Genomic DNA, 23959 nt, shown 5'->3' with positions numbered 1-23959 from the left:
TGATCTGCCGTGCGGTTCGTCTGAGCCGCACGGCTTTTTTTTGTCAGGTCAGTTCGTTACCGGCCGGTGTGTCAGGTGAACAAAAAATGAACTCTTATATAGGTCACAAATATGACAATGGCGTGAATTTTGCGCATTGACGTTGCCTTCATTTCGCGGTATTCGTAACCCGTGGCTGCATAATTTGCGACCACTGTTTTCTTTTCCACCAGATCAAAGAATGAGGGAAACGAGGCATGAAGAGACAAAAACGAGATCGCCTGGAACGGGCACATCAACGCGGATATCAGGCGGGTATCGCAGGAAGATCGAAAGAAATGTGTCCATACCAGAGCCTGAATCAACGCTCATGGTGGCTGGGAGGCTGGCGAGAAGCCATGGAGGACAGGGTACTAACGGCCTGACACTGTCTCTTTAAAAAAGAAGCCTCCGCATAGCGGGGGCTTCGCCTTTTAATCGCTGCTGAACGTTATCAGAAAGCGGAAGTATCCTGGAACAGACCCACTTTCAGATCGCTTGCGGTGTAGATCAGGCGATCGTCAACCAGCACTTCACCATCCGCAAGGCCCATAATCAGACGACGGTTAACGATGCGCTTGAAGTGGATGCGGTAGGTCACTTTTTTCGCGGTCGGCAGAACCTGACCCGTGAATTTCACTTCGCCAACGCCCAGCGCGCGGCCTTTGCCTTCGCCGCCGAGCCAGCCGAGATAGAAACCCACCAGCTGCCACATGGCATCCAGGCCCAGGCAGCCCGGCATCACCGGATCGCCGATAAAGTGGCAACCGAAGAACCACAGGTCCGGGTTGATGTCGAGTTCGGCCTCAACATAACCTTTGTCGTAGTTACCACCGGTTTCGGTCATTTTGATGACGCGGTCCATCATCAGCATGTTTGGCGCCGGCAACTGCGGGCCTTTCGCGCCGAACAGTTCACCACGACCAGAGGCAAGAAGATCTTCTTTTGTATAGGATTCGCGTTTATCTACCATGTTTTCAGTAAGCCTTATTTTAAGTTCGGGACGCAGGATAGCTAACACGTGTAAGCTGAACAAGTCCGATCAGTTAGAACTTGTCCCACCAAACCAGCGTAGCGGCCACGGAAAACGATGGCGAGTCTCCTGCTGGGTTGCCTGCGCTATCCGCTCCTGAATGGTTTGTCGCAGCGTCTGTCCTTCACCGTCCCACATCAGCTGGGTCAACATCGGCAGCGCTTCGGTAATATCGTCTATTGCCCAGATAGCAAACTGGTTGTCGGCAACGGCCTGACGTAGCTCGTGGCTGAGGCTAAGATGGCGAACGTTGGCGGCAGGGATAATCACTCCCTGTTTGCCGGTTAAACCGCGCTGCTGGCAGATAGTGAAGAAGCCTTCAATTTTCTCGTTCAGACCGCCGACCGGCTGCACACGACCAAACTGGTCGACAGAGCCGGTGATCGCGATGCTTTGATTAATCGGCACGTTGGCCAGAGCGCTGATTAAGGCGCAGAGTTCAGCCATGGAGGCGCTGTCGCCATCCACTTCACTGTAGGACTGCTCAAAGGTCAGCGAAGCGGAGAAGGGGAGTTGTTGCTCCAGCTCCAGCTCGGACATCAGAAAAGCCTGCATGATCATCATGCCTTTCGCATGAATGTTGCCGCCCAGCTCGGCTTTACGCTCGACGTCGATAAACTCGCCGTCGCCAATGTGCACGACGCAGCTGATGCGCGAAGGTTCGCCGAAGGCGCGTGGATGACCGGGGAATTCAATGACCGAGAGGGCGTTAATCTGCCCGACGCATTCGCCTTCGGTTTCAATCAGGATCTGTTCCTGCAGGATTTCCTCCTGCATACGCTCCGCCAGGTAGCCCTCACGCCACTCACGACGCGCCAGCATCGTCTGCATCGCTTCGCCGGTAATCTCTTCGCCTTCGCAGAAGGCGGCAGACTCACGCAGCTGGCGGGCTATCCATAGCGGGCTGAGCGGCAGGGTCTCCTGGTCGCCGGTGTAGCGCGTTCCTTCATCGATCAGCAGTGGCCAGGCATCGCTCGCCGGGCCCGGTAGTTCCAGCTGCTGTGCATTCTGCCATACCCACTGGCACCAGGCCTTCAGCGTATCGGCGTCTGCAAACTGCAGGGTGTCTTCATACTCACTATAGATGGCCTGGGCAGAGAGCTCTGGCTCCATTTCCTGGAAATCGGCCAGAGATTCGCGTTCGCCCACCAGCATGACTTTCAGGCTCAGCGGCATGGAAGGGATGCTGACCGGCAGCGGCCGTGATTCATCGATGGAGAGCCAGTCAAAGCGTTTACGGGTCACCATATTTTTCAGGCGCACCCACAGTAGCGGTTGTGCCAGTAGTGTGCGTAGTGAAAGCACCAGCACGCCGCCGTTGGCCTGATGGACCAGGCCAGGCTGAAGTGTGATTTCACCGTTAAACTGGCGTACGCAGCCAAACAGCTGTTCCGCCTCCAGCCAATCGGCCGCCACGACCGGAGCGGTACTGGCAAAATTATCTTCAGCGCGTTGCGCCGGCGCGAGCGTCACGTGAGCGCCGTTAACCTCATAGCGGACTCCGTGAAGCGGTGCGGCAGGTTCGTGCAGCGTACGAGTTTCAGCCGCCAGCCATTGCAGATATTCCGGCTCCTCAGGGGCTTTCACCAGCATGAAGGAGGAGACTGCCGGGGTGCACAGCAGCTGCTCAAGCGCATAGAACAAACGCGGCTGCAGATCGCCCGAGAGGGAGGGGGCCGGATGAGAGAGTTCCGCTTGAGCAAACAGCGCCTGGTAAGGTTCCAGATCAGGCGCAAGGTCGGTTCGGGTCAGTTTCGTAATGGTCAAAGTCGCTGTTTTTTAGTTAGATGTAAAGCGCGTAATTATACCTGATGCCGCGTCAGAGCACACGGAGGATTATGAGTACCCCGATGATTACCCTGCCATCCACATCACGAATAATGATTTATATTCAGCACATCAGGAAAAAACTGATATCCTGAAATGAGTTACACGGTCACATTGAGATCGCAATGAAATATCAACAACTGGAAAATCTTGAAAGCGGCTGGAAATGGAAATATCTGGTAAAGAAGCACCGGGAAGGTGAGCTGATTACCCGCTACATTGAGGCCAGCGCTGCGCAAGCTGCGGTAGATGACTTGCTGACGCTCGAGAATGAACCTGTGCTGGTGCATGCCTGGATTGAGCAGCATATGAATCCGGCGCTGATGAACCGCATGAAGCAGACTATCCGCGCGCGACGGAAACGCCATTTTAACGCCGAGCATCAGCATACGCGTAAGAAGTCAATCGACCTTGAGTTTGTCGTCTGGCAGCGCCTTGCCGGTCTGGCGCAGCGGCGGGGGAAAACCTTGTCCGAAACCATTGTCCAGCTGATTGAGGATGCTGAGCATAAAGAGAAATATGCCAGTAAAATGTCGAGCCTGAAGCACGATCTGCAGGTACTGCTGGGTAAAGAGTAACCGGCATGCCCGCTCAGCGGTTGCTAAGGCGCAGGTCGCAGCGCACGGTCGACAATGCACAATCCATCGCTCACGGTCTTCAGCTATCAGCTATCAGCTATCAGCTATCAGCTATCAGCTATCAGCTATCAGCTTCAGCCGCTAAAGCGAGCGAGAAGGCATAAAAAAACCCGCCGAAGCGGGTTTTTTCATCAGTGATAACTTAAGCCGCAGGCTGAGTTACAACTTCTTTGTAGCCTTTAACTTCGATCTCTACACGACGATCCGGAGCCAGGCAATCGATCAGGGCAGCGCGAGCTTTCACGTTGTCACAGGTGTTGCCAGTAACCGGGTTGGATTCACCCATGCCACGAGCGGAGATTTTGCCAGCCGGGATGCCTTTAGCAACCAGGTAGTCAACAACGGACTGAGCACGTTTCTCAGACAGCTGCTGGTTGTAAGCTTCGGAACCGATGCGGTCGGTGTAGCCCAGAACAACAGCGGAACCGTCTTTCGGATCCATGTTGCTCAGCTGGGTGTACAGCTGATCCAGAGCCTGCTGACCTTCCGGTTTCAGGGTCGCTTTGTTGAAGTTGAACAGTACGTCAGACTTCAGGGTGAAGTGCTTGGTAGCCACTTCCGGAGCCGGAGCCGGAGCCGGAGCTACAACCGGTGCAGCATCTTCCTGACCGAAACGGTAGGAAACACCCAGGCTCAGCATGCCGTTATCAGGACGGGTACCAACAGTGCCAGCGTCGCCGATGTTGTTAACCCACTGGTATTCCAGACGGGTAGCGATGTCACGAGTAACAGCCCACTCTACGCCGCCAGCAAATACTGGGGAAACGCCAGTGTCGTGTTCGCTACGGGAAACGCCGGTGGAAGCGTAGTTGCCTTTGGAGTCAGCGCGCCAAACCATGCCGCCCAGACGGGTGTAGATATCCAGATCGTCAGTGATCGGGTAACCCAGTTTAGCGGTCAGCTGAACGCCCTGAGCTTTGAAAGCACCGTTATCAACGCTGCCTTTATATGCCATACGGCCCAGCCAGTCATAACCCATTTCGAAACCGAGGTACGGGTTAACCTGGTAACCACCGAACGCACCAGCACCAAGCTGATCGTTACGGGTCGGACCATTGTTGTTCTGGAAACCGTTACCGTAGAAACCGGTGTCGTGATACTGGGACCAACCCAGTTTACCACCTGCATACCAGGTGTTATCTTTCGGAGCGGCCTGCGCTACGGTAGCGAAGCCAGCCAGTGCCACTGCAATCGCGATAGCTGTCTTTTTCATTTTTTGCGCCTCATTATCATCCAAAATTCGCCATGAAGTTACAAAAGACCTCACGGTTAAATCCTTCACCGGGGGCGTGACTTGTTGTTAACTATGCTGATACATGCAGCGTAAGCCGATCACCCCTGGCGATGTAAAGTCTACAACTTAGTTCAAAACTTACAAGTGTGAACTCTGTCAGGCATATGAAAAAAAAGGGTTGTGTACACAATATTTAACAAATATGGTTGATTTTCGTACACGAAAAAAAGGCACAAATCCCCGTGTGGCAGGCATTCCGCGAAAAAGACCCTAAAAAACACAACGCCTTTACCACCGGTAAAAAAAATTCCAGGAATAATCCTAATTTCACTCAATGATACAAATTTGAGTGAATTTTTAGCCCGCTGAGTTGTCTGCCGAGCGTGCCCTGATTTCGGACCGGGCGCATGATGAACCCCATTGCGCAGCCTTCTTGGGCGGCATTGACCAGACGCTCATGTTCGTCAGCGGTTAACTCCTCCGCCAGCCAGCAGATAACCACACTATAATTACCGGTGCGCAGGGCACGGATCATAGAGTCTACGGTATGGCAAGGAGAGAGCTGGCTAATTTGCATGACTTTAGACAGCGGCAGACCGGCAGACTGAACCCACTCGCGGCTTAGCTTTTGTTGCGGCGTAAGCCACAGCTGCCAGCGAGACTGTTGACCCAGCTGCTGTAATAAAGGTAGCAACAACAACTGTGTCATCATGGGTTGATCTTCACGATAGACAATTTCACTGATCAGCCCATTGGCGGCCTGTTCGCCAGAACGATGAGCGTAGTGGCCTGCCGGAGCAGAAGCCTGTGCTGAACGGTTTGCGTGAGCTGAAGTAAACATAGTCTATCCCGCCTGTAGTTACTGTATGCATATACAGTATATCCGCCAGGGGAAAAGATCAACCGCAATTTGTCATTTTGCTGATGGAAATTTAATCGCTTTCAGCCACCCTGACTGTCCGGCTTTGCGGCTGACCTCAACACCATCCTTAACGCCAGCTAATCCTTTCTCTCCTGTCTTCCAGTTGCAGCAACAGCTGCAATTTTCTGAAAGCGTCTCGCAAAACCGCACTCTGGTGGAAAAGCAGGCAAAAATCATCTTGCTGCTGTCAGGGAAGTCCCTTATGTTTTCTCTTAGCGGATCCGTTAACAACTTAAGTTTAATTACATGATTCACAAAGGAATGATCATGAAAAAACTTGTATGTCCGCGGCTCCCGCAATTTCAGGCCTGCGTCTCACCGCTGGGTCAACTTCACTCTCGCCCCCTGTTTGGCGGCTACAGCCTGGCTATCGAAGATACCGTGTTTGCGATGGTGGCAGAGGGAAATATTTATCTGAAAGCCTGCGAGCAGAGCGCTGCCTATCGGGTAGAACACCATAATCCTTTATTGATGCTGCGCCGACATGGGCGCATCGTGCCGCTAAAGTATTATCAAATTGACGATGCCTTGTGGCGCGATGAGAAACAGCTTTTCCGCTTATCGCTGATGTCGTGGCAGAGCGCCCAGCGTGAAAAATGTCGCCGCCGGTCGTCGGGACGCCTGAAAGATTTACCTAATATCAGCTTTCATATGGAATTGCAGCTGATTCACTCGGGCATACCAGATGTGTTAGCGCTACGGGAGGTGGGCGCCCGCCAGGCCTGGCTAAAGCTGCGTGAGAACAATGCTTCCCTATCACACAACGTCTTGCTGGCGCTGGAGGGGGCTATCGTTGGCGTCCATGCCGCCGCGCTCCCGACGCCACGGCGTCAGGAGCTTCTGGAATGGGCGGCTGCCCGCTAGTGGACAACGGTTATTCCGTTTGAGCGTGTACCCGCTGCTGCAGGCGGCAGATTTCAGGCAACAGCGCCAGCAGCAGGCCAATCTGTTGTAACACAAGGGGCTCTTTACTGTCCGCGCGCGGCTCCAGATGGTGGATCCGGTCTTGCAGGCTGGCCAACGCCTTCTGCACTCGCTGTTCATCCGCTGGGGTATGATGTAAGGCGTCATCCACATAGCAGACCGCATCATCCAGCAGGGCGAGGATGTCCGGCGTGGACAGTTTTTCCCGATGCGCGCCGAGGGCGGAGATGTAGCTGGTGAAGGTATGATTGAGACACAGCAGGCGAAAGGCGGTCTCGCGCTGTGCGGCATCCGCCCGTGGTTCCGTCGACAAGTTCGAGACGACGGAAGCCAGCTCAGCATCGCGGTTGTAGGCGTCACGGCGTGCGACACGGTAGGCCAGCCGGTTGTCGCGGCCCTGGTGGTACTGCTCCAGGATGGCATCCAGATAACGGCAGTTCGCGTTCATCGCGCGATCCAACACCCGTGGCAGGTTGCGGAATTTCCAGTCCGGCCAGATGAAGCTCACTGCCGCCCAGGCGATGGCGCAGCCGATCAGCGTATCAATGATGCGCGGCAGGGCGACTTCAAAACCTTCGCCAAGCAGGTTAAAGCACAGCAGCACCAGCAGCGTAATAAACATCGTGGCATGGGCGTACTGCACGTTACGGAAGGCAAAGAACAGCACGCCGGTGAGAACGATCAGCAGCAGCTGTCCTTCAACCGACGGTACCAGCAGGAGGACCGGCAGGCCGATCGCCACCCCGACCAGGGTGCCGATGATCCGCAACGCCAGGCGATGGCGGGTGGCGTTATAGTTCGGCTGACAGACGAACAAGCTGGTCAGCAGGATCCAGTAGCCATGCTGAAGCCCGGTAAACTGGATAAAAGCGTAGCCGGCGCAAAGCACCAGCGACATACGCACCGCGTGGCGAAAGAGGGCTGACTCTGGCGACATATTGCGCTGCAGGCGCAGCCAGATATCGTTCAGCCCGCCGAGCCTGTCGTCGGCCAGCAGCGTCTCGGTATTACTCCCGGCGGGCGCGGTGGTTTGCACCGATTCAATCGTGGCCAGCTGCGCATCAATGGCGCGCAGGTTATTGAGTAAATAGCCGAGGGCGTTAAGCTGCTCGTCGGATGCGCCGCCGGCGCGCACGCGCTCGAGTGCTGCATCGAGATGCATAAACGCCCGTTCGAAATGGGCATCATGCTGATAGGGTTCGCGCAGCAGAATCGCCCGCGAGAGTTTCTGACAGGCCTGCGCCTGCATCGACAGCATGCGCTGGAAACGGAACATCACATCGCTGTAGCGGAATTGATCGCGCAGGGTCTGATATTGGATATGCGATGAGCTGGCGCGTTCATGAATATCCTGGGCCACAAAGTAATACTGCAGCGTGCGACGAGTACCGCGCTGCCCACGGTCGCCTCGTAGACGGGTCAACAGTGAAACCTTAGTTTGGTTAAGGGTCGCCACCAGCTGGCCGTTGGCGAGGGCCAGATCGTACAGCGGCGCCTGGCTCTCATCCTCAAGGTCTGGATCAAACAGCCGTGATTTGAGCTCCAGATAGCGGGCCAGTTGCTCATAGCTACGCGCCAGGTTGTCCTGAAGTGGACGAATCGGAAAGATCAGGTGGCCGGACAGCGTCAGCAGGTTGTACCACACGGCACCCGCCAGCAGGAACAACGGCTGCAGATACCAGTGATCGTACAGCGTAACGCCAAGCATGGTGTAGATGGCGATAAGCAGGGCGCCGAAGGCAATGGTCGCATAGCGCTGGCCGAGGCCGCCGAGCAAAATAAAGCCGATCGTAGACACGGTCAGACCAAGGGCAAACAGCGGCGGCCACGGAAACAGCAGCTCCACAGAGGCGGAGGCGATGAAAAAGCAAACCAGAGTAATGGCGAGGTTGCGCAGACGGCCCGCCAGACGGTCGTCAAGGTCGGTCAGCGCCGCGGCCACGACGCCGAGGGTGAGGGGTATGGTCAGTTTGACTTCGCCGATCCACCAGGGAAACAGCGTCGTGCCGCAGAGCGCGATAAAAATGCGTACGTTATAAAGCCAGGCGCTGTTCCAGGTGTAGCGGCGTAGCAGGGGGCTAATCATGTCCGTGTTCCGTTCGGTTACTGAAAGCGACGACGCGCATTGGCTTCACGCGCGGCGCGCGCGGTTTCCACAGAGACGACCCGGCGCCCCACTGGCCAGAGGGCGATGGCGGCGATTTTAAAATTAGCGATCCCCACCGGGATGCCTATGATAGTCAGGCACTGGGCGATGCCGCTGAAAATATGCATCAGGCACAACCACCAGCCGAAAAAAATAAACCACAAAATGTTCAGGATGGTGCCGCCGGCGTTCAGCAGACTGTTTTGTCGACCAGGCTCGAGCTCATCAACATGAATCGCCTCGTTACCGTAGGGGAATAACGAAAGGCGAGTGATTTCCCAGCAGGAACGAGTCAGCGGCAGCGTGACGATCAGCATAATGCTGACCAGGGTGGCGAGCAGCCAGCCTAAAGTGGTGGCGAAACCGCCAAGAATAAAGTTCAGAATATTCAGAATGGTACGCATAAACCCTCGGTTTTGCCCTGTGGATAAGAAGACCTGACAATTGTAACGTTTTTTTGCGCTGGAGCACCTGGTCCGGGGCGGTTAAACTGAAAAACAATCCACCCTGATTGAAAATCGACATTATATGGAACTTAAAGCGACAACATTGGGCAAACGCATGGCTCAGCATCCTTATGACAGGGTGCAGTTACTGAACGCCGGGGTAAAGGTTTCCGGCGATCGTCATGAGTATCTTATCCCTTTCAATCAGTTATTGTCAGTGCATTGTAAGCGCGGTCTGGTCTGGGGCGAACTGGAGTTTGTGCTGCCGGACGATAAAGTCGTGCGTTTGCACGGTACCGAATGGAGCGAAACGCAGCGCTTTTATCACCATTTACATACGCTCTGGCAGCAGTGGAGCACGGAAATGAGCGATATCGCCGCCGGGGTGCTGAAGCAGCAGCTGGCAGCCATCGAACGCACCCGGGCAGAAGGTAAGTGGCTGACGCGTCAGCAGGTAGCGAACGTTCAGGATAATATTCGCCATGCGTTAACCGGGCTGCCGATGCCCACCAGCCGGCTTGACGCCTTTGATAACTGCCGGGAACTGTGGCGGGAGTGTCAGCGCTGGTTAGGGGATATTGAAGCGGCGCGTCAGGCCCATAACCAGGCCTTTACCGAGGCGATGCTGGAGCAGTATCGCGGCTTTTTTGACGGCGTGGAATCCTCCCCGCTCAACCCGTCGCAGGCGCGGGCGGTGGTGAACGGCGAGCGCTCCCTGCTGGTGCTGGCGGGAGCGGGCAGTGGTAAAACTTCGGTGCTGGTGGCGCGAGCGGGCTGGCTGCTGGCGCGGGGAGAAGCGGCGGCAGAGCAAATACTGCTGCTGGCGTTCGGCCGCCAGGCGGCGCAGGAGATGGATGAGCGGATCCGCGAGCGTCTGGCTTCAGACGATATTACCGCTCGCACCTTCCACTCGCTGGCGCTGCATATTATCCAGCAGGGCAGCAAAAAAGTGCCCACCATCAGTAAGCTGGAAAGTGATACTGCGGCCCGTCACGCATTGCTGCTGAAAAGCTGGCAAAAGCAGTGCCAGGAGAAAAAAGCGCAGGCGAAAGGCTGGCGTCTGTGGCTGGAAGAGGAGATGGGCTGGCAACTGCCGGAGGGGGACTTCTGGCAGGATAAAAAAGTGCAGCGGCGGATGGCCAGCCGGCTTGACCGCTGGATCAGCCTGATGCGCATGCACGGCGGCTCCCAGACGGAGATGATCGCCGGCGCGCCGGAAACGGTACGCGATCTGTTCAGTAAACGGGTGAAGCTGATGTCGCCGCTACTGAAAGAGTGGAAGGCGGCGCTGAAGGCGGAGAATGCGGTCGATTTTTCCGGCCTGATCCATCAGGCGGTCAATATTCTCGATAAAGGCCGCTTTGTCAGCCCGTGGAAACACATCCTGGTGGATGAATTTCAGGATATTTCGCCGCAGCGAGCCTCGCTGCTGGCCGCGCTACGCCGGCAAAATAGCCAAACTACGCTCTTTGCCGTTGGCGATGACTGGCAGGCGATTTATCGGTTCAGCGGGGCGCAGCTCTCCCTGACCACCGCGTTCAACCATTACTTTGGCGAAGGGGACTGCTGTGCGCTGGATACCACCTATCGTTTTAACGGGCGTATCGGCGAAATAGCCAATGGTTTTATCCAGCAGAATCCGCATCAGTTAAGCAAACCGCTGAACAGCCTGACCGCGGGAGATAAAAAGGCCGTCACGCTGTTAGCCGACGATAAGCTGGACGATCTTCTGGATAAATTGAGCGGTTACGTTAAGCCCGAGCAGCGGATCCTGCTGCTTGCCCGCTATCACCATCTTAAGCCCGAGGCGCTCGATAAAGCGGCGACGCGCTGGCCGCACCTGCAGCTTGATTTTATGACCATTCATGCCAGCAAAGGTCAGCAGGCCGACTATGTCATTGTGCTGGGACTGCAGGAGGGCGTGGATGCGTTTCCGGCCCCGGCGCGCGAGTCGATCATCGAGGAGGCGCTCCTGCCGCAGCCGGAAGATTTTCCGGATGCGGAGGAGCGTCGACTGCTGTACGTGGCCATAACCCGCGCCCGTCACCGGGTGTGGCTGTTATTTAACAAGGCGCAACCGTCGCCGTTTGTTGAGATCCTGCAGGCGCTGGATGTGCCTGTGGCCAGGAAGCCGTAATCGCGGCTCGATTATTTCAGGCGCTCGGCAAGATAGCGTGGATAATCCGGGATCAGAATATCGAGCGGTTGAGCGAAGTGCGGCGACTGGATAATAAAGTCAGCGGTGGAGACGTTAGTGGCGACCGGAATGTTCCAGACCGTAGCCAGGCGCAGCAAGGCTTTGACATCCGGGTCGTGAGGAACCGCGTTCAGCGGATCCCAGAAGAAGATCAGTACGTCGATTTTGCCTTCTGAAATGAGGGCGCCCACCTGCTGGTCGCCGCCCATCGGGCCGCTCAGCATGGCATTGACCTCCAGCCCGGTAGCCCGGGAGACCAGGTTGCCGGTAGTGCCGGTGGCGTACAAAACATGTTGCGCCAGCAGCGCCTGATGGCGAGCAACCCATTTCATCAGCATATCTTTGCAGTGATCGTGAGCCACCAGCGCGATATGTTTTTGCGCGGGCAGGGTACGTGTTGTCAGTTCCATATTTTCATTCCACATTTTGACCTGTTGACAGATTACTGAATGTGGCTGTCGCTGCAAGCATCGCGGATGAAAATTTTGCTGGATCTGTGGGTTAGCCTGGATGGCCCCCTGCTGCGGATTAGCATACACTTAGGTGAAATAGCAGGAGGAAACCATGAAAGAGAATGATATTGCTGACATCCTGACCTCGACACGGACGATTGCGCTGGTCGGAGCCAGCGACAAACCTGACCGTCCGAGCTACCGGGTCATGAAGTATCTGCTGGATCAGGGGTATCACGTTATCCCGGTTTCGCCGAAGGTGGCGGGCAAGACGCTGCTGGGGCAGCAGGGATATGGAACGCTTGCCGATGTTCCGGAAAATGTCGACATGGTTGATGTCTTCCGTAATTCAGAAGCGGCATGGGGCGTGGCGCAGGAGGCGATTGCTATCGGCGCGAAAACGCTGTGGCTGCAGCTGGGGGTGATCAATGAGCAGGCCGCAGTGCTGGCCAGAGAAGCCGGGTTAAACGTGGTGATGGATCGCTGCCCGGCCATAGAGCTGCCGAGACTGGGATTAGCAAAATAACAAAAAACCCCGCCAGGCGGGGTTTTGTTTAGTTGCGAAGGCGCGGAGCCTGCAGCTGCTGGCGAATCGTTTTGGCCAGCTCGTCGAGGGACGGCTGCTCCGGGTGTTCGTCGCGGAGTTCGCTGCTCAGTTGCGCTTCAGCCAGATAGGTGTGGATCGGCTGACCGTCATCATCTTCCATCACTACATGGTACCAGGGCGCCGCACGCAGTTCGTCATTAGCGGCAATTTCATCCTCTTCCGGCTCCGCGAGCGAGTACTCGGGATCGACATCGACGATGACGCCCAGGTAGCCCAAGAGCGTATGGCGGACCTGTTGGCCGATACCGAATTTGCTGGCTATCATAGGCACCTCCTGGGAAACATGAATACTCCCTATATGAGGCTCATGTTTCGTTTTTCAAGTTACATGACGCGACAGGCAAACCCCTTCAGATACAGCCCTTCCGGGTAGGTTGCGATCACCGGGTGGTCGGCAGCCTGACGGAACTGTTCTATAAATTGTACATCACGCCCGGCATCAATTGCGGCATCTGCGATGATTTTCTGAAATAAATCGGTGGTCATCAGGCCGGAACAGGAGAAGGTCAGCAGCACGCCGCCGGGGTTCAGCAGCTGGATCGCCAGCATATTGATGTCTTTATAGCCGCGGCATGCGCCCATCAGCTGGCTTTTGTTTTCCACGAACTTCGGCGGATCCATCACGATGACGTCGAATTTCTCTCCCTGATCCCGGTACTTACGCAGCAGTTTGAACACGTCGTCGCGCACAAACTCCGCTTTGGACAGATCCAGTCCGTTGAGCTCCACGTTCTGGCGCGCAACGTCGAGCGCCTCCTGCGAGGTATCCACGCTGGTGACCTTGCGGCAGCCGCCCATCAGCGCCGACACCGCAAAGCCGCCGGTGTAGGAGAAGCAGTTCAACACCCGTTTGTCCGCCACGTAGCGACGGGTCGCCAGGCGACTGTCGCGCTGGTCGAGGTAGTAGCCGGTTTTGTGCCCGCCCTGAATATCAACCAACAGCTTCATACCGTGCTCGGTAATCGGCAGCAGCGCTGGCGGCAGTTCTCCCACCACCGGCCCCTGGGCCAGCTCCAGACCCTCTTTTTTACGCACCGCGACATCGCTGCGGTCGTAAATGGCGCAGTCCGGGAACAGGGTCTGCAGGGCGCTGATAATGGCGGCGCGCTGGTATTCGGCGCCTGCGCTGAGGAGCTGCAGCACGAAAAAGTTGCCAAAGCGGTCGATCGTCACGCCCGGCAGCCCATCAGACTCGCCGGCGATCAGACGGTAGCTGTCGAGGCCATCGCGCTCGGCCAGCCAGGCACGCCAGGTTTGCGCTTGCTGCAGGCGGCGTTCAAAGAAGGCGTTATCGATGGCTTCGTTGCGGTCGAATGTCCACACGCGGGCACGGATCTGTGACGAGGGCGAGTAAGCGCCGCGGGCCAGCCATTTTCCCTGATGGTCAACGATATCGATGGTTTCACCGCTGCGGGCTTTACCTTCCATACGGGCGACGCCGCCGGAGAAAATCCACGGATGGCGACGCAGCAGGGATTTCTCGCGTCCTTTGGCTAACACTAAGCGGGGGAATAGGGAATCTGTCATGGAGCTACCTTTAAGCAACGGGAATGTCGGCACCGAAAAATGGCGCGTAGATTAGCACACCTGGCGCACGCAAGCATCTTTCCTCCGGCAGGCGCAGGTGAGCGTTTCGGCACAAAACGCAGGCGCATCGGCACATTCACCGTGCATGGACTGTCATACCCTGTCTTCTCACCCCCAGGAGGAGAAGACGATGAAAACAGGAATGCGGATGACCGTGGCGATGGTCGCGGCAGTGAGCAGTGGCGCGATGGCAGCGCCGTTTAGCGTAAGCAGCGATGATATGCATGACGGGCAAGCGCTGGCCCAGCAGCACTGGTTTGCCGGTTTCGGCTGTACCGGAGGCAATGTCTCTCCGCAGCTGGCATGGAAAAATGCCCCAGCGGGGACGCGCAGCTTCGCGGTCACCGTCCGGGATCCTGATGCGCCTACCGGCAGCGGCTGGTGGCACTGGACGGTGGTCAATATCGCCAGCAGCGTCTTTTCGTTACCCGCTGGTGCGGGAGATAAAAACAGCGCTACACTGCCGGACGGAGCGGTGCAGGGGCGCAATGATTTTGGCTATGCCGGCTTCGGCGGCGCCTGCCCGCCGGCGGGAGATAAACCGCACCGCTACCGTTTTACGGTGTGGGCGCTGGATGTCCCCACGCTGCCGGTGAATGCCGAGGCCAGCGGGGCGCTGGTCGGGTATCTGTTACACAGCCATGCTCTCGCCAGCGCGCAATTGACGGCGACGGCCGGGCGCTAAAACAAAAGGTCGGTCTGATGGAGAGTATCCATTTTCAGCATAACGCCCTGACCGCCGCGGAGATTACCACCCGACGGCTGTGCAGGCTGCACCGCGTGCGTCTGTTTTCCCCGGCGCTCTGTCGGGTGAAACGCGGCAGCAAAGTGATTGTGCAAGGGGAGAGCCGTGTGCTGGCGACACCGCAACAGCTGATTGTGTTGCCGGCTGACGTTGAGCTGGAAGTGATTAACCAGCCGGACAACGGCCTCTTTTGCTCCGATCTGCTGTCGCTGACGCCTGAGCTGCTGACGGCGTTTAAGACCCGCTATCTCAGCGAAAAACCACCGGGGCGTCTGACTTCGCTCTGCGCCCCGGTGACCAGTGAGCTGGCTTTTATGTGGCAAAGCGTTCTGCAGGCGGTGCGGGAAGGATTATCCACTGCTTTGCAGCAGCACCAGACCATGGGCCTGCTGCTGGCGCTCCACGAGGCGGGGTATGCCGGCCCGCTGCTCGTCGAGCGCCAGCAGGATCTGTCGGCGCAGGTTCGGCAGCTGGTCATGCTATCGCCGGCGCAGGCATGGAGCGTGTCGCGGGTGGCGAAAATGCTCTTTCTCGGAGAGTCCACGCTGCGCCGTCGTCTGCAGCAGGAATCGCAGAGTTTTCGCCAGATCGTCGAGGAGGTGCGGATGGCCCACGCCCTGGGACAGCTGCAGACCACCTCGCGGCCAATAGGCGAAATCGCGCAGAACAGCGGATATCAGTCGGGATCGCGCTTTACCGCGCGCTTTCGCCAGCACTATGGTTTACTACCAAAGCACGTACGCTGAGCGAATTTGCTATCCTCAGCGTAAAGGGTAAGTCAAAAGGAGAGGTTAATGGCCAGTATCTGCACCATGGCATGGGTATACGGTTCCGTTCAGGGCGTAGGGTTTCGCTATTCCACGCAGCGGGAAGCGCTGCAGCTGGGGTTGACCGGCTATGCCCGTAATCTGGACGACGGCGGCGTAGAAGTCCTTGCCTGCGGCGAGGCGGAGCAGGTGGAGAAACTCATCGCCTGGCTGAAAGCCGGCGGGCCGCGCAGCGCGCGGGTTGACCGGGTGTTGACTGAACCCCATCAACCCACCCGCAGCTGGGACAAATTCGCGATCCTCTATTAGATGCACTTCACCGGCTTCGGCAGCCCGGCGATTTTGGTCGCCTGTTTGGCGGGGCCTTTCGGGAACAGGCGATAGAGATAGCGGCTGTTGCCTTTCTCTTCACCAAACTTGTTGGCCATCGCCTTGACCAGCATGCGGATCGCCGGTGATGTGTTGAATTCAAGGTAAAACTCGCGCACAAAGCGCACCACTTCCCAGTGTTCAACGGCGAGCGTTATCCCTTCCTGCGCGGCGATAACGTCGGCCATCGCCTCGCTCCACTGGGTAGTATCCTTCAGATAGCCTTCGCTATCCGTCTCAATTTCGTTGCCTTCAAAAATAAACATAATTTTTCACATACCGCCTGAAACTGGCCGCAGTGTAGCAAAAAAAAAGGCCCCGCATAAGCGAGGCCTCTGGTAGCAAGGGAGCGGTTAGTCCCGGCTGGCGAAGCCCAGGATGCTCAGCAGGCTGACAAAGATGTTGTACAGCGAGACATACAGGCTGACCGTGGCGCGAATGTAGTTGGTTTCACCACCGCGGATGATGTTGCTGGTCTCGAACAGGATGGCGCCCGAAGAGATCAGGATGAACACCGCGCTAATCGCCAGGTGCAGCGCCGGCAGCTGCAGGAACAGGTTAGCGACCATACCAATCAGCACCACTACCACGCCGGCCATCAGCATCCCGCCGAGGAAAGACATATCTTTGCGCGTCGTCAGCACGTAGGCCGAGCAGCAGAAGAAGACCAGCGCCGTACCGCCCAGCGCCAGGCCGATTAAATCACCCATGCCGGCAGAAAGGTACGCGTTCAGCATCGGCCCAAGGATATAGCCGAGGAACCCGGTGAAGGCGAAAGCGGAAATAATCCCGGTGGGCTTATTCGCCGTTTTATAGGTCAGGAACATCAGACCGTACATCCCCACGAGGGTCAAAATCAGCCCCGGGGAAGGCAGCATCAGCACCGTGCTGGCGGTAGCGGTGATGGCGGAAAACGCCAGCGTCAGGCTGAGCAGGAAGTAAGTGTTACGCAGAACCTTGTGCGTGCTGAGCAGCGAGGAACGGTCACGCGATGATGTAATTATGCGATCCATGAGTCACTCTCTTATGACAGATGTAATTAGGGATAAAGAATAAGAAAAACAAGCGTGAAGCCCTAATGCTTTTACCCATCTTTACTTAGTTTTTGCCGCGTTTGACTAGCATAAAATTCTACATGGATTGGAAAAAGCGATATGTTTTCGCGTTTCGCTTCGGTGAGCCGATCGAAATCTTATAGGTTGCTGAAAAATATTGCTTTATTGAAATTCTGCGACTAAGTGTGGAAGGGGGAATAACTCCGTACGTTAAAGGCAAAGGGAAATGACATTACATAAAAACAATCACATCACGCGAACGCTCCTGGCCGTAAGTATGATAGCAATGTTCGGCGGGGCGCAGGCGGCGCAGGTGCCGCCGGGGACTCAGCTGGCAGAAAAGCAGGAACTGGTCAGAAATAACGGCAGTGAACCTGCCTCACTCGATCCGCATAAAGTCGAGAGCGACATTGAATTCAACATCATTAGCGATCTCTTTGAAGGGCTGGTCAGCGTGACGCCTGCGGGGGCGATCCAGCCCCGGCTGGCGGAACGCTGGGAAAACAAGGACAACCTGTTATGGACCTTCCATTTACGCCCTGGTCTGACCTGGTCCGACGGCACGGCCATCACGGCGCAGGATATCGTCTGGAGTTGGCAACGGCTGGTCTCGCCAACCACCGCCTCCCCCTATGCGAGCTATCCCGGCAATATGCATATCGCCAACGCCCGTGAAATTGCCCTGGGGCAAAAGGGACCGGAGACGCTGGGGGTGAAAGCGCTGAACGACACCACGCTGCAGGTCACTCTGAATCAGCCGAATGCCGCCTTCCTGGCGATGCTGGCGCACCCTTCGCTGGTACCGATCGACAAAGTGCTGGTGGAGCGTTTTGCCGATAAATGGACGCGACCAGAGCATATCGTCACCAGCGGCCCGTATAAGCTGACCCAATGGGTGGTGAATGAGCGGTTGGTGGCTGAACGTAATGCGAAGTACTGGGATAATGCGCACACCGTTATTAATAAAGTGACTTACCTGCCCATCTCTTCGGAGGCTGCCGATGTCAACCGCTACAAAGCGGGGGAGATCGATATTGTTTATACGGTGCCGATCAATCAGTTTGCGCAGTTGCAGAAAACCATGGGCGACCAGCTGGACGTTTCGCCGCAGCTGGCGACCTATTACTACGAATTCAATACTACCCGGCCGCCGTTTAACGACGCCCGCGTGCGTCGCGCGCTGAATATGGCGCTTGATAAAGATATCATTGCCGGAAAAGTACTTGGCCAGGGGCAGCGCCCGGCCTGGGTGATCAGCCAGCCGGATATCGGCGGTGTGACGCTGCACAACCCGGATTACGCCAGCTGGCCGCGCGAGAAGCGGATTGCCGAGGCGAAAAAACTGCTGGCGCAGGCGGGGTATGATGACAGTCACCCATTGGTCTTTACCCTGCTGTATAACACCTATGAGTCGCACCAGCGTATCGCCATCGCCGCCAGCTCTATGTGGAAGAAAAACCTCGGCGTCGAGGTGAAGCTGCAGAACCAGGAGTGGAAGACGATGCTGGATACCATGCATACGCATAACTTTGACGCTGTCCGCTATGCCTGGACCGCCGACTACGACGATGCCGCCACCTTCCTCAACACTTTCCGTACCGGGGATAGCGAGAACACCAGTCAGTACAGCAACCCGACTTACGATGAGGCGCTGCGCAATGCGGCGAAAGCCTCCGACGTGGCGAGCCGGGGCAAATACTATCAACAGGCGGAAGATCTGCTGGCGCAGGATGTTCCCGCCATTCCGGTCTATCACTATGTGCGTACCCATTTAGTGAAACCCTGGGTGGGAGGCTTCACGCCGGATAAGCTGGGGTATTACTACACCAAAGACATGTACATTAAAAAACACCCATCCGCTAGCGGCGACGGGCGCTGATTTTCTGCGCGAACTGCCTGAAATTCAGACGAATAACACAAAATTGTTTGTTTTTAAGGCAGTTGAACAAAATGGTGCTTTACAGCATCCGCCGAGGTGTTTATAGTGCGCCTCACACCGGAAGTGTGGCCGAGCGGTTGAAGGCACCGGTCTTGAAAACCGGCGACCCGAAAGGGTTCCAGAGTTCGAATCTCTGCGCTTCCGCCATATAAAAGAAGGGGTTACCGAAAGGTAACCCCTTTTTACTTTTCCCCTGGCCGTTCTGACGGCGCGTCATCTTCACGTCACGACTGCGCAAACCCACCCTGCCTGCAGCGTTATCGCTGGTGAAAATGTGACGATTAATCCATTTCAAATTGTTGTTATTTTAATTATTCAGTCTCACATTATAAACGGAAATGGTGCTCAGGAATAAAAAACCTGGTGCAAAATATCTTCGTCTATACTTGGAAAACGATGATTTACCTGCCATGGTGCTTTCGCAGAAACAGAGACCAGTGAGGTCAGCATGCCTGTCATTAACCCGCAAGATATCAAAGCATTACGGGCGTTGGTTGAACAGAAATTAAAATACACGCTGTGTGTTAGCTTAAATAAAGCGACAAATGGCGATATTTTTAACGCGGTGGCGCTAGCCATTCGTCATTTTCAGCAGGACCATTTTCTGACGAGCCAGGCGCGGCAGCGCGAAGAGCGAAAAAAGCGCGTTTACTACCTGTCGATGGAATTTTTACTCGGCCAGTCGCTGCGTAATAACCTGGTGAATATGAATTTACTGGACGAGATGCGCCTGGTGGTCAATGACCTGGGGTTTGATCTTGAACTGATCCTTGACGAGGAGCCTGACGCCGCGCTGGGTAACGGCGGGTTAGGCCGTTTAGCCGCTTGCTTTATCGACTCGATGGCCACCCTTGATATTGCTGCATCCGGGCATGGCATCAAATACGAATATGGGCTTTTTCGCCAGTCCTTTCAAAACGATCAGCAGGTCGAGCATCCTGATGACTGGCACTCCATGCATTCCCCATGGCTGGTGGAGCATCACGCTCAGCAAATTCTGATCCCGCTGGGGGGATATATTGAGCACAGCGAAGATATTGATGGCAACTACAATCCGATGTGGCTCGGTTGGAAAACCATCATCGGTATTCCCCATGATTATTTTGTTTCCGGCTACCGGGATACATCAACTAACACGCTGCGCCTTTACAGCGCGGTGGCCTCTGACTCCTTTAATATCCATATTTTTAATCGCGGGGATTATATTAAGGCAGTAAGTGAGAAAATCGCCTCGGAGAATATTTCAAAAATACTCTATCCTTCCGATGAGGTCCTGACCGGAAAAGAGCTGCGTCTGACGCAGGAGTATTTTTTGGTGGCCTGTACGCTACGGGATATTTTTCGTGACTATGCCGAGGTTAATGACGACATTACTTTGCTAGCGCAGCATGTGGCTATACAGCTTAATGACACCCATCCGGCATTAGCGGTGGTGGAGCTGATGCGGATCCTGGTCGATGAATACCGACTGCCATGGGAGCAGGCGTGGGAGATAACGCAAAATACCTGCGCCTATACCAATCATACGCTGATGCCGGAAGCGCTGGAGACCTGGCCGGTGTCGTTGTTTGAGAAACTACTGCCGCGTCATTTGCAGATTATCTTTGAGATTAACCATCGTTTCCTTGAAGAGGTGGCCCGGCGCTGGCCGGATAAACCTCATCTGTTATCTTCACTGTCTTTAATTGACGAGCATCACGATAAGCAAATTCGCATGGCTAATCTGGCCATTGTCGGTAGCCACCGCGTCAACGGAGTAGCGTGGCTGCATTCGGAACTGGTCAAAAAACAGTTGGTGCCCGACTTCTATTTTATGACCCCGGAGAAATTCATTAATCAGACCAACGGTGTCACGCCGCGTCGTTGGGTGCAGCAGGCTAACCCGGGCCTGGCAGAATTTTTACAGCAACAACTGGGGGAAGGGTGGCCAACTGATTTACCCCTGCTTTCCCGCCTGGAGGATCTGGCCAGCGAGCCAGCCGTGATTGAGCGTATCCGGGCCATAAAATTTGCCAATAAAACCGCACTCAGCGAGCTGGTGGCTCAACGCTACGGCATCGCGCTGGATCCGCTGGCGATGTTTGACTGTCAGGTCAAACGTATTCATGAATACAAGCGCCAGTTGCTCAATATTCTGCACGTGATCGCGCTGTATCTGGATATCAAAGAGAACGGGCGTACTATCGCGCCAAAGGTGCATCTGTTTGCGGGTAAAGCGGCGCCAGGCTATCGGATGGCAAAGCTGATTATTCAGTTGATTAATACCGTTGCCCGAAAAATTAACAGTGACCCGCAGGTTGCCGGGCAGCTTAAAGTGGTATTCCTCGAAGATTATAAAGTCTCGCTGGCGGAAAAAATCATTCCCGCCACGGATCTCTCTGAGCAAATTTCCACCGCCGGCACCGAGGCGTCCGGCACCAGCAATATGAAGTTTGCCATGAACGGGGCGTTAACTATTGGCACCTATGATGGGGCGAACATCGAAATCCGCGAGGCGGTGGGGAGCGAGAATTTTTATCTGTTTGGCGCGGTGGCGGAAGAGATTGAAGAGAGCCGACGCCTTGGGCGGCATCATGGGTTCTATCATGACAACCCGGCTATCGCGCGTATTGTCGATAGCCTGGTGTCCGGGCTGTTTTCAGCCGATCGCGAGCTGTTTGTGCCGCTGCATCAGATGCTGACAGGGGCCGATCATTACTGCCATCTGCTGGATTTCGACAGTTATTGTCTGGTGCAACGGCAGGCAATGGCCGATTTTGAACAGCCGGCTCAGTGGCACCGCCGGGCCTTGCTCAATATTTGCCGGATGGGGGAATTTTCCAGCGACCGAACCATCCGCGGCTACGCCAGGGATATTTGGGGTATCAGGTGCTAAAGAGAACACATGCCGAACAGAGCAGGGACGCGTCGACGGTTATCAGCCAACATTGAGGATGAACATGAACGTTGAATTACATACTGAGCAGGGCGTCAAGGTCATTGTCCCCCTGGTTCGCCGGCTGGATGCTTCCGTCGCATCAGCGTTTAAGCAGCAGGTTCTTGAGGCTCTTGACGGTCAGACGAAAAACCTGGTGCTGGACCTGAGCCACGTCGATTTCATCGACAGTAGCTGCCTGGGCGCCCTGGTATCCATTCTCAAGAGCGTCAGTGGGCAGGGAGAGCTGGTGCTCTGCTCAGTCAATGGGACAATCCAAAACCTGTTCAAGCTCACCCGCATGGATCGCGTCTTTTCGATTAAAGAGACTCGTCAGGATGCACTGAACCTGTTGACTGCGAAATGACGCTCAGGCAGGCCTGGAAGGCCGCGGATTATCGATCGCCCGTTCATTCTTCGATAATCCGCGCCTTTGGTTTGCTCAGCAGAAGCATCACCAGCGCGACGTAGGGCATCGGCTTCCAGAAAAAGTAGCCCTGCAGTAGATGAATATTCTGGCGATTGAGATACTCAAGCTGAGCCTGAGTTTCGACGCCCTCGGCAATGATGCGCAGTGACAGCGTCCGCGCCATCTCTATCACGCAGTCCAGCAGTTTGCTTGACGGCGCCTCGTCAGTCACCCGGCCGACAAAACTCTGATCGATTTTGATATAGTCGAAAACCAGCTCATGCAGATAGGAAAGCCCGGAATAGCCGGTGCCAAAGTCGTCCAGCGCGATGGAAAACCCGCGGGAGTGTAATGCGTTGAGCTTGTCGACAACCGCCTCGTTGAGCAACAGCGGCTCCTGTTCGGTGATCTCCAGCATCAGCTTCACCGCTGTGCCCTCAAAGCCGCGCTGAAAGTGCAGGCAGTCATCGATAAACGACGGGGCGTTGATATGTGATGCGCTGATATTGACGCCGATATGAAACCCGTCCGGCAGCTTACTGAAGATCGGCCTCATCTGGGCGGCGACCTGCGCCATCAGGCTACAAGTGAGTGGGATAATCAAGCCGGTACGCTCGGCCAGCGGAATAAATTCACCGGGCGAACGCCACTGCGCCGTGGTGTTTGGCCAGCGGGCAAGGATTTCCACGCCATAGATCTCTCCGGTTTTCCCGTTCACCAGCGGTTGATAGTAGGGAACGATAGCGCCCTGAGCGATGGCGTAGCGCAGCCTCTCCTCTTCTGAGGTATAGACATTGAGGTATTTGCGCAACAGAAAATAAAACAGCAACGAAACAGAGAAAATAAAAATCAGCAGCCCGGACCCATTATGAAATAAGCGGCTGGGGCTAAAAAAAGGCGACTCAGGATAGGCAATGTGAAATGGATAGTCTGGTGAGCTAAAAATATCATGGTTCGGACCAGCGTTGAGTGGCTTCACATCGCCATATCTGGCAATCATTTGATTGTGAACCAAAAGCGCCAGCCCGCCGTTATCCTCATCGCTATACAAGGCATCGCGCAAATGGATATCGCTGATGCTGACAATGACTCTTACCTGCGCCGAACGAGTGTGATAGATCAGCACTGGCCGCTTATTCACCATCATTCTGGCGGGCATCAGCTGCAGTGGCTCATCGGGTAAAGACTCAGGATGGAGCATCAGTACCCGATTGCCCGGCAGCGACGAGCACCACACCTGGCCCTGTTTTACCAGCACAATTGTGCGCAGATGCGGCTGCAGGGCGGCCTCGGTCCCGAGCTGAAACTGGCCCTGCACGGAGCAACCGCCGCGGCTAACGTTCATCGCCGTCATCGTTGCTGCGCGGGCCTCATCCAGAATAACGGCGATTTTCTTTGCCGCCTGACGGGCGGTGGCGACATGCGAGGCCTGATCGGAATGCCACAGTTGCCAGTTTATTACGAACACGCCAGCCAGAAATACCACCAGCGCCAGGGAAAAGGCAATCCATGCGTTTCGTCGCTTTATCTCTTTCATTTGTTGGGCATGCAATGGTGTTTGTGCATAAAGTGAACCATCTCTCTGGCAGTAAAGGCTTTTCTATGATCGTAGAAGGGAGATAACTTCCGCGATGACGGTGCATCATAAAAATATGATCGCTATCACAATACCTGCCGACAAAGGCCGGTTATATCGCGTTGACGCTACGTACCTCTTCTGCCGGTAATAA

At 55.6% G+C, this 23959-nt stretch carries 23 protein-coding genes, 1 tRNA gene and 2 pseudogenes; 13 read left to right on the top strand and 13 right to left on the bottom strand.

The annotated features are described in order from the left end of the window. The first annotated feature begins 236 nt into the window (after positions 1–236). Positions 237–404 (top strand): ribosome modulation factor, encoded by a 168-nt coding sequence (gene rmf, locus ABLU73_RS15470; RefSeq protein ID WP_002898396.1) that lies wholly within the window; start codon positions 237–239, stop codon positions 402–404. A 68-nt stretch (positions 405–472) separates the two neighbouring features. On the opposite strand, the gene fabA is transcribed toward rmf, so the two are convergent. Together fabA and ABLU73_RS15460 are read right to left on the bottom strand one after the other, a co-directional pair. Continuing rightward, complete coding sequence (gene fabA / locus ABLU73_RS15465) at positions 473–991, bottom strand: bifunctional 3-hydroxydecanoyl-ACP dehydratase/trans-2-decenoyl-ACP isomerase (protein ID WP_004201428.1); 519 nt, start codon at positions 989–991, stop codon at positions 473–475. A gap of 69 nt (positions 992–1060) precedes the next feature. Next, a complete protein-coding gene (locus tag ABLU73_RS15460) occupies positions 1061–2818 on the bottom strand; it encodes a Lon protease family protein (RefSeq protein ID WP_264923445.1) in 1758 nt (585 codons plus the stop codon). Between the two features lie 185 nt (positions 2819–3003). On the opposite strand from ABLU73_RS15460, the gene matP reads away from it, so the two are divergent. Next, complete coding sequence (gene matP, locus ABLU73_RS15455) at positions 3004–3456, top strand: macrodomain Ter protein MatP (protein WP_002898404.1); 453 nt, start codon at positions 3004–3006, stop codon at positions 3454–3456. 202 nt (positions 3457–3658) lie between these two features. Here matP and ompA read toward each other — a convergent pair whose 3' ends face one another. Both ompA and sulA read right to left on the bottom strand, forming a co-directional pair. Beyond that, positions 3659–4729, bottom strand: coding sequence for a porin OmpA (gene ompA, locus ABLU73_RS15450; RefSeq protein WP_002898408.1), 1071 nt, complete (start codon positions 4727–4729; stop codon positions 3659–3661). 352 nt (positions 4730–5081) lie between these two features. Further along, positions 5082–5591 (bottom strand): SOS-induced cell division inhibitor SulA, encoded by a 510-nt coding sequence (gene sulA, locus ABLU73_RS15445; RefSeq protein ID WP_017899460.1) that lies wholly within the window; start codon positions 5589–5591, stop codon positions 5082–5084. 25 nt (positions 5592–5616) lie between these two features. Between sulA and ABLU73_RS15440 the strand changes: the two genes are divergently transcribed. Further along, complete coding sequence (locus ABLU73_RS15440) at positions 5617–5922, top strand: hypothetical protein (RefSeq protein WP_153351982.1); 306 nt, start codon at positions 5617–5619, stop codon at positions 5920–5922. A 17-nt stretch (positions 5923–5939) separates the two neighbouring features. Beyond that, positions 5940–6536, top strand: coding sequence for a TfoX/Sxy family DNA transformation protein (locus ABLU73_RS15435; RefSeq protein ID WP_004201433.1), 597 nt, complete (start codon positions 5940–5942; stop codon positions 6534–6536). Positions 6537–6546: 10 nt separating this feature from the next. Here ABLU73_RS15435 and yccS read toward each other — a convergent pair whose 3' ends face one another. Further along, entirely contained in the window at positions 6547–8682 is a 2136-nt protein-coding gene (gene yccS, locus ABLU73_RS15430) for a YccS family putative transporter (RefSeq protein ID WP_004201435.1), read from the bottom strand. Positions 8683–8699: 17 nt separating this feature from the next. Next, a complete protein-coding gene (locus ABLU73_RS15425; RefSeq protein WP_004201437.1) occupies positions 8700–9146 on the bottom strand; it encodes a YccF domain-containing protein in 447 nt (148 codons plus the stop codon). Positions 9147–9270: 124 nt separating this feature from the next. Here ABLU73_RS15425 and helD point away from each other — a divergent pair, with 124 nt between their 5' ends. Next, entirely contained in the window at positions 9271–11325 is a 2055-nt protein-coding gene (gene helD, locus ABLU73_RS15420) for a DNA helicase IV (RefSeq protein WP_043521075.1), read from the top strand. A gap of 11 nt (positions 11326–11336) precedes the next feature. Here helD and mgsA read toward each other — a convergent pair whose 3' ends face one another. Beyond that, complete coding sequence (mgsA, locus tag ABLU73_RS15415; protein WP_004201439.1) at positions 11337–11795, bottom strand: methylglyoxal synthase; 459 nt, start codon at positions 11793–11795, stop codon at positions 11337–11339. A gap of 154 nt (positions 11796–11949) precedes the next feature. Here mgsA and ABLU73_RS15410 point away from each other — a divergent pair, with 154 nt between their 5' ends. After that, positions 11950–12363 carry a CoA-binding protein gene (locus ABLU73_RS15410; protein ID WP_264923444.1) on the top strand — a complete coding sequence of 138 codons (414 nt, stop codon included), beginning with the start codon at positions 11950–11952 and terminating at the stop codon, positions 12361–12363. A gap of 28 nt (positions 12364–12391) precedes the next feature. Here ABLU73_RS15410 and hspQ read toward each other — a convergent pair whose 3' ends face one another. After that, positions 12392–12709, bottom strand: a complete 318-nt coding sequence (hspQ, locus tag ABLU73_RS15405; protein WP_017899464.1) for a heat shock protein HspQ — start codon at positions 12707–12709, stop codon at positions 12392–12394. Between the two features lie 59 nt (positions 12710–12768). Next, positions 12769–13971: a 23S rRNA (cytosine(1962)-C(5))-methyltransferase RlmI gene (rlmI, locus tag ABLU73_RS15400; RefSeq protein WP_017899465.1), complete on the bottom strand. Its 1203-nt coding sequence runs from the start codon at positions 13969–13971 to the stop codon at positions 12769–12771. 190 nt (positions 13972–14161) lie between these two features. Between rlmI and ABLU73_RS15395 the strand changes: the two genes are divergently transcribed. Genes ABLU73_RS15395 through yccX form a run of 3 tightly spaced genes read left to right on the top strand, consistent with a single transcriptional unit; the run spans position 14162 to position 15852 of the window. After that, complete coding sequence (locus ABLU73_RS15395; protein WP_017899466.1) at positions 14162–14716, top strand: YbhB/YbcL family Raf kinase inhibitor-like protein; 555 nt, start codon at positions 14162–14164, stop codon at positions 14714–14716. A 17-nt stretch (positions 14717–14733) separates the two neighbouring features. Continuing rightward, on the top strand, positions 14734–15522 hold the full coding sequence (locus tag ABLU73_RS15390; RefSeq protein WP_004201445.1) for an AraC family transcriptional regulator: 789 nt from the start codon (positions 14734–14736) through the stop codon (positions 15520–15522). Between the two features lie 48 nt (positions 15523–15570). Next, positions 15571–15852, top strand: a complete 282-nt coding sequence (yccX, locus tag ABLU73_RS15385) for an acylphosphatase (protein ID WP_004201446.1) — start codon at positions 15571–15573, stop codon at positions 15850–15852. Here yccX and tusE read toward each other — a convergent pair. Both tusE and yccA read right to left on the bottom strand, forming a co-directional pair. Then, positions 15849–16178, bottom strand: a complete 330-nt coding sequence (gene tusE, locus ABLU73_RS15380; protein ID WP_004201447.1) for a sulfurtransferase TusE — start codon at positions 16176–16178, stop codon at positions 15849–15851. The two genes, yccX and tusE, sit on opposite strands and share 4 nt — an antisense overlap. A gap of 87 nt (positions 16179–16265) precedes the next feature. Beyond that, positions 16266–16925, bottom strand: a complete 660-nt coding sequence (yccA, locus tag ABLU73_RS15375) for an FtsH protease modulator YccA (protein WP_002898458.1) — start codon at positions 16923–16925, stop codon at positions 16266–16268. Between the two features lie 268 nt (positions 16926–17193). Here yccA and ABLU73_RS15370 point away from each other — a divergent pair, with 268 nt between their 5' ends. The 4 genes from ABLU73_RS15370 to ABLU73_RS15355 all read left to right on the top strand — a co-directional run bounded on the left by ABLU73_RS15370 (position 17194) and on the right by ABLU73_RS15355 (position 22187). Next, positions 17194–18846 carry an ABC transporter substrate-binding protein gene (locus tag ABLU73_RS15370; protein WP_064183037.1) on the top strand — a complete coding sequence of 551 codons (1653 nt, stop codon included), beginning with the start codon at positions 17194–17196 and terminating at the stop codon, positions 18844–18846. A gap of 119 nt (positions 18847–18965) precedes the next feature. Further along, positions 18966–19053, top strand: a tRNA-Ser gene (locus ABLU73_RS15365). Positions 19054–19354: 301 nt separating this feature from the next. Then, complete coding sequence (locus ABLU73_RS15360) at positions 19355–21781, top strand: glycogen/starch/alpha-glucan phosphorylase (protein WP_043521071.1); 2427 nt, start codon at positions 19355–19357, stop codon at positions 21779–21781. A gap of 64 nt (positions 21782–21845) precedes the next feature. Next, the gene (locus tag ABLU73_RS15355) at positions 21846–22187 is read left to right on the top strand and encodes an STAS domain-containing protein (protein ID WP_004201450.1); all 342 of its coding nucleotides are present in this window, start codon (positions 21846–21848) and stop codon (positions 22185–22187) included. A 43-nt stretch (positions 22188–22230) separates the two neighbouring features. On the opposite strand, the pseudogene ABLU73_RS15350 reads toward ABLU73_RS15355, so the two are convergent. Continuing rightward, a pseudogene (locus ABLU73_RS15350) lies at positions 22231–22992 on the bottom strand (cyclic diguanylate phosphodiesterase); the annotation flags it as partial. A 159-nt stretch (positions 22993–23151) separates the two neighbouring features. After that, positions 23152–23766 (bottom strand): annotated as a pseudogene (locus ABLU73_RS15345) (CSS-motif domain-containing protein); the annotation flags it as partial. Positions 23767–23959: the final 193 nt, after the last annotated feature.

Origin of the sequence: Klebsiella sp. GG_Kp175, assembly GCF_040062325.1 — a bacterium.
Classification (GTDB): domain Bacteria; phylum Pseudomonadota; class Gammaproteobacteria; order Enterobacterales; family Enterobacteriaceae; genus Klebsiella; species Klebsiella quasipneumoniae.
This window is presented reverse-complemented; position numbering and strand designations above follow the sequence as displayed.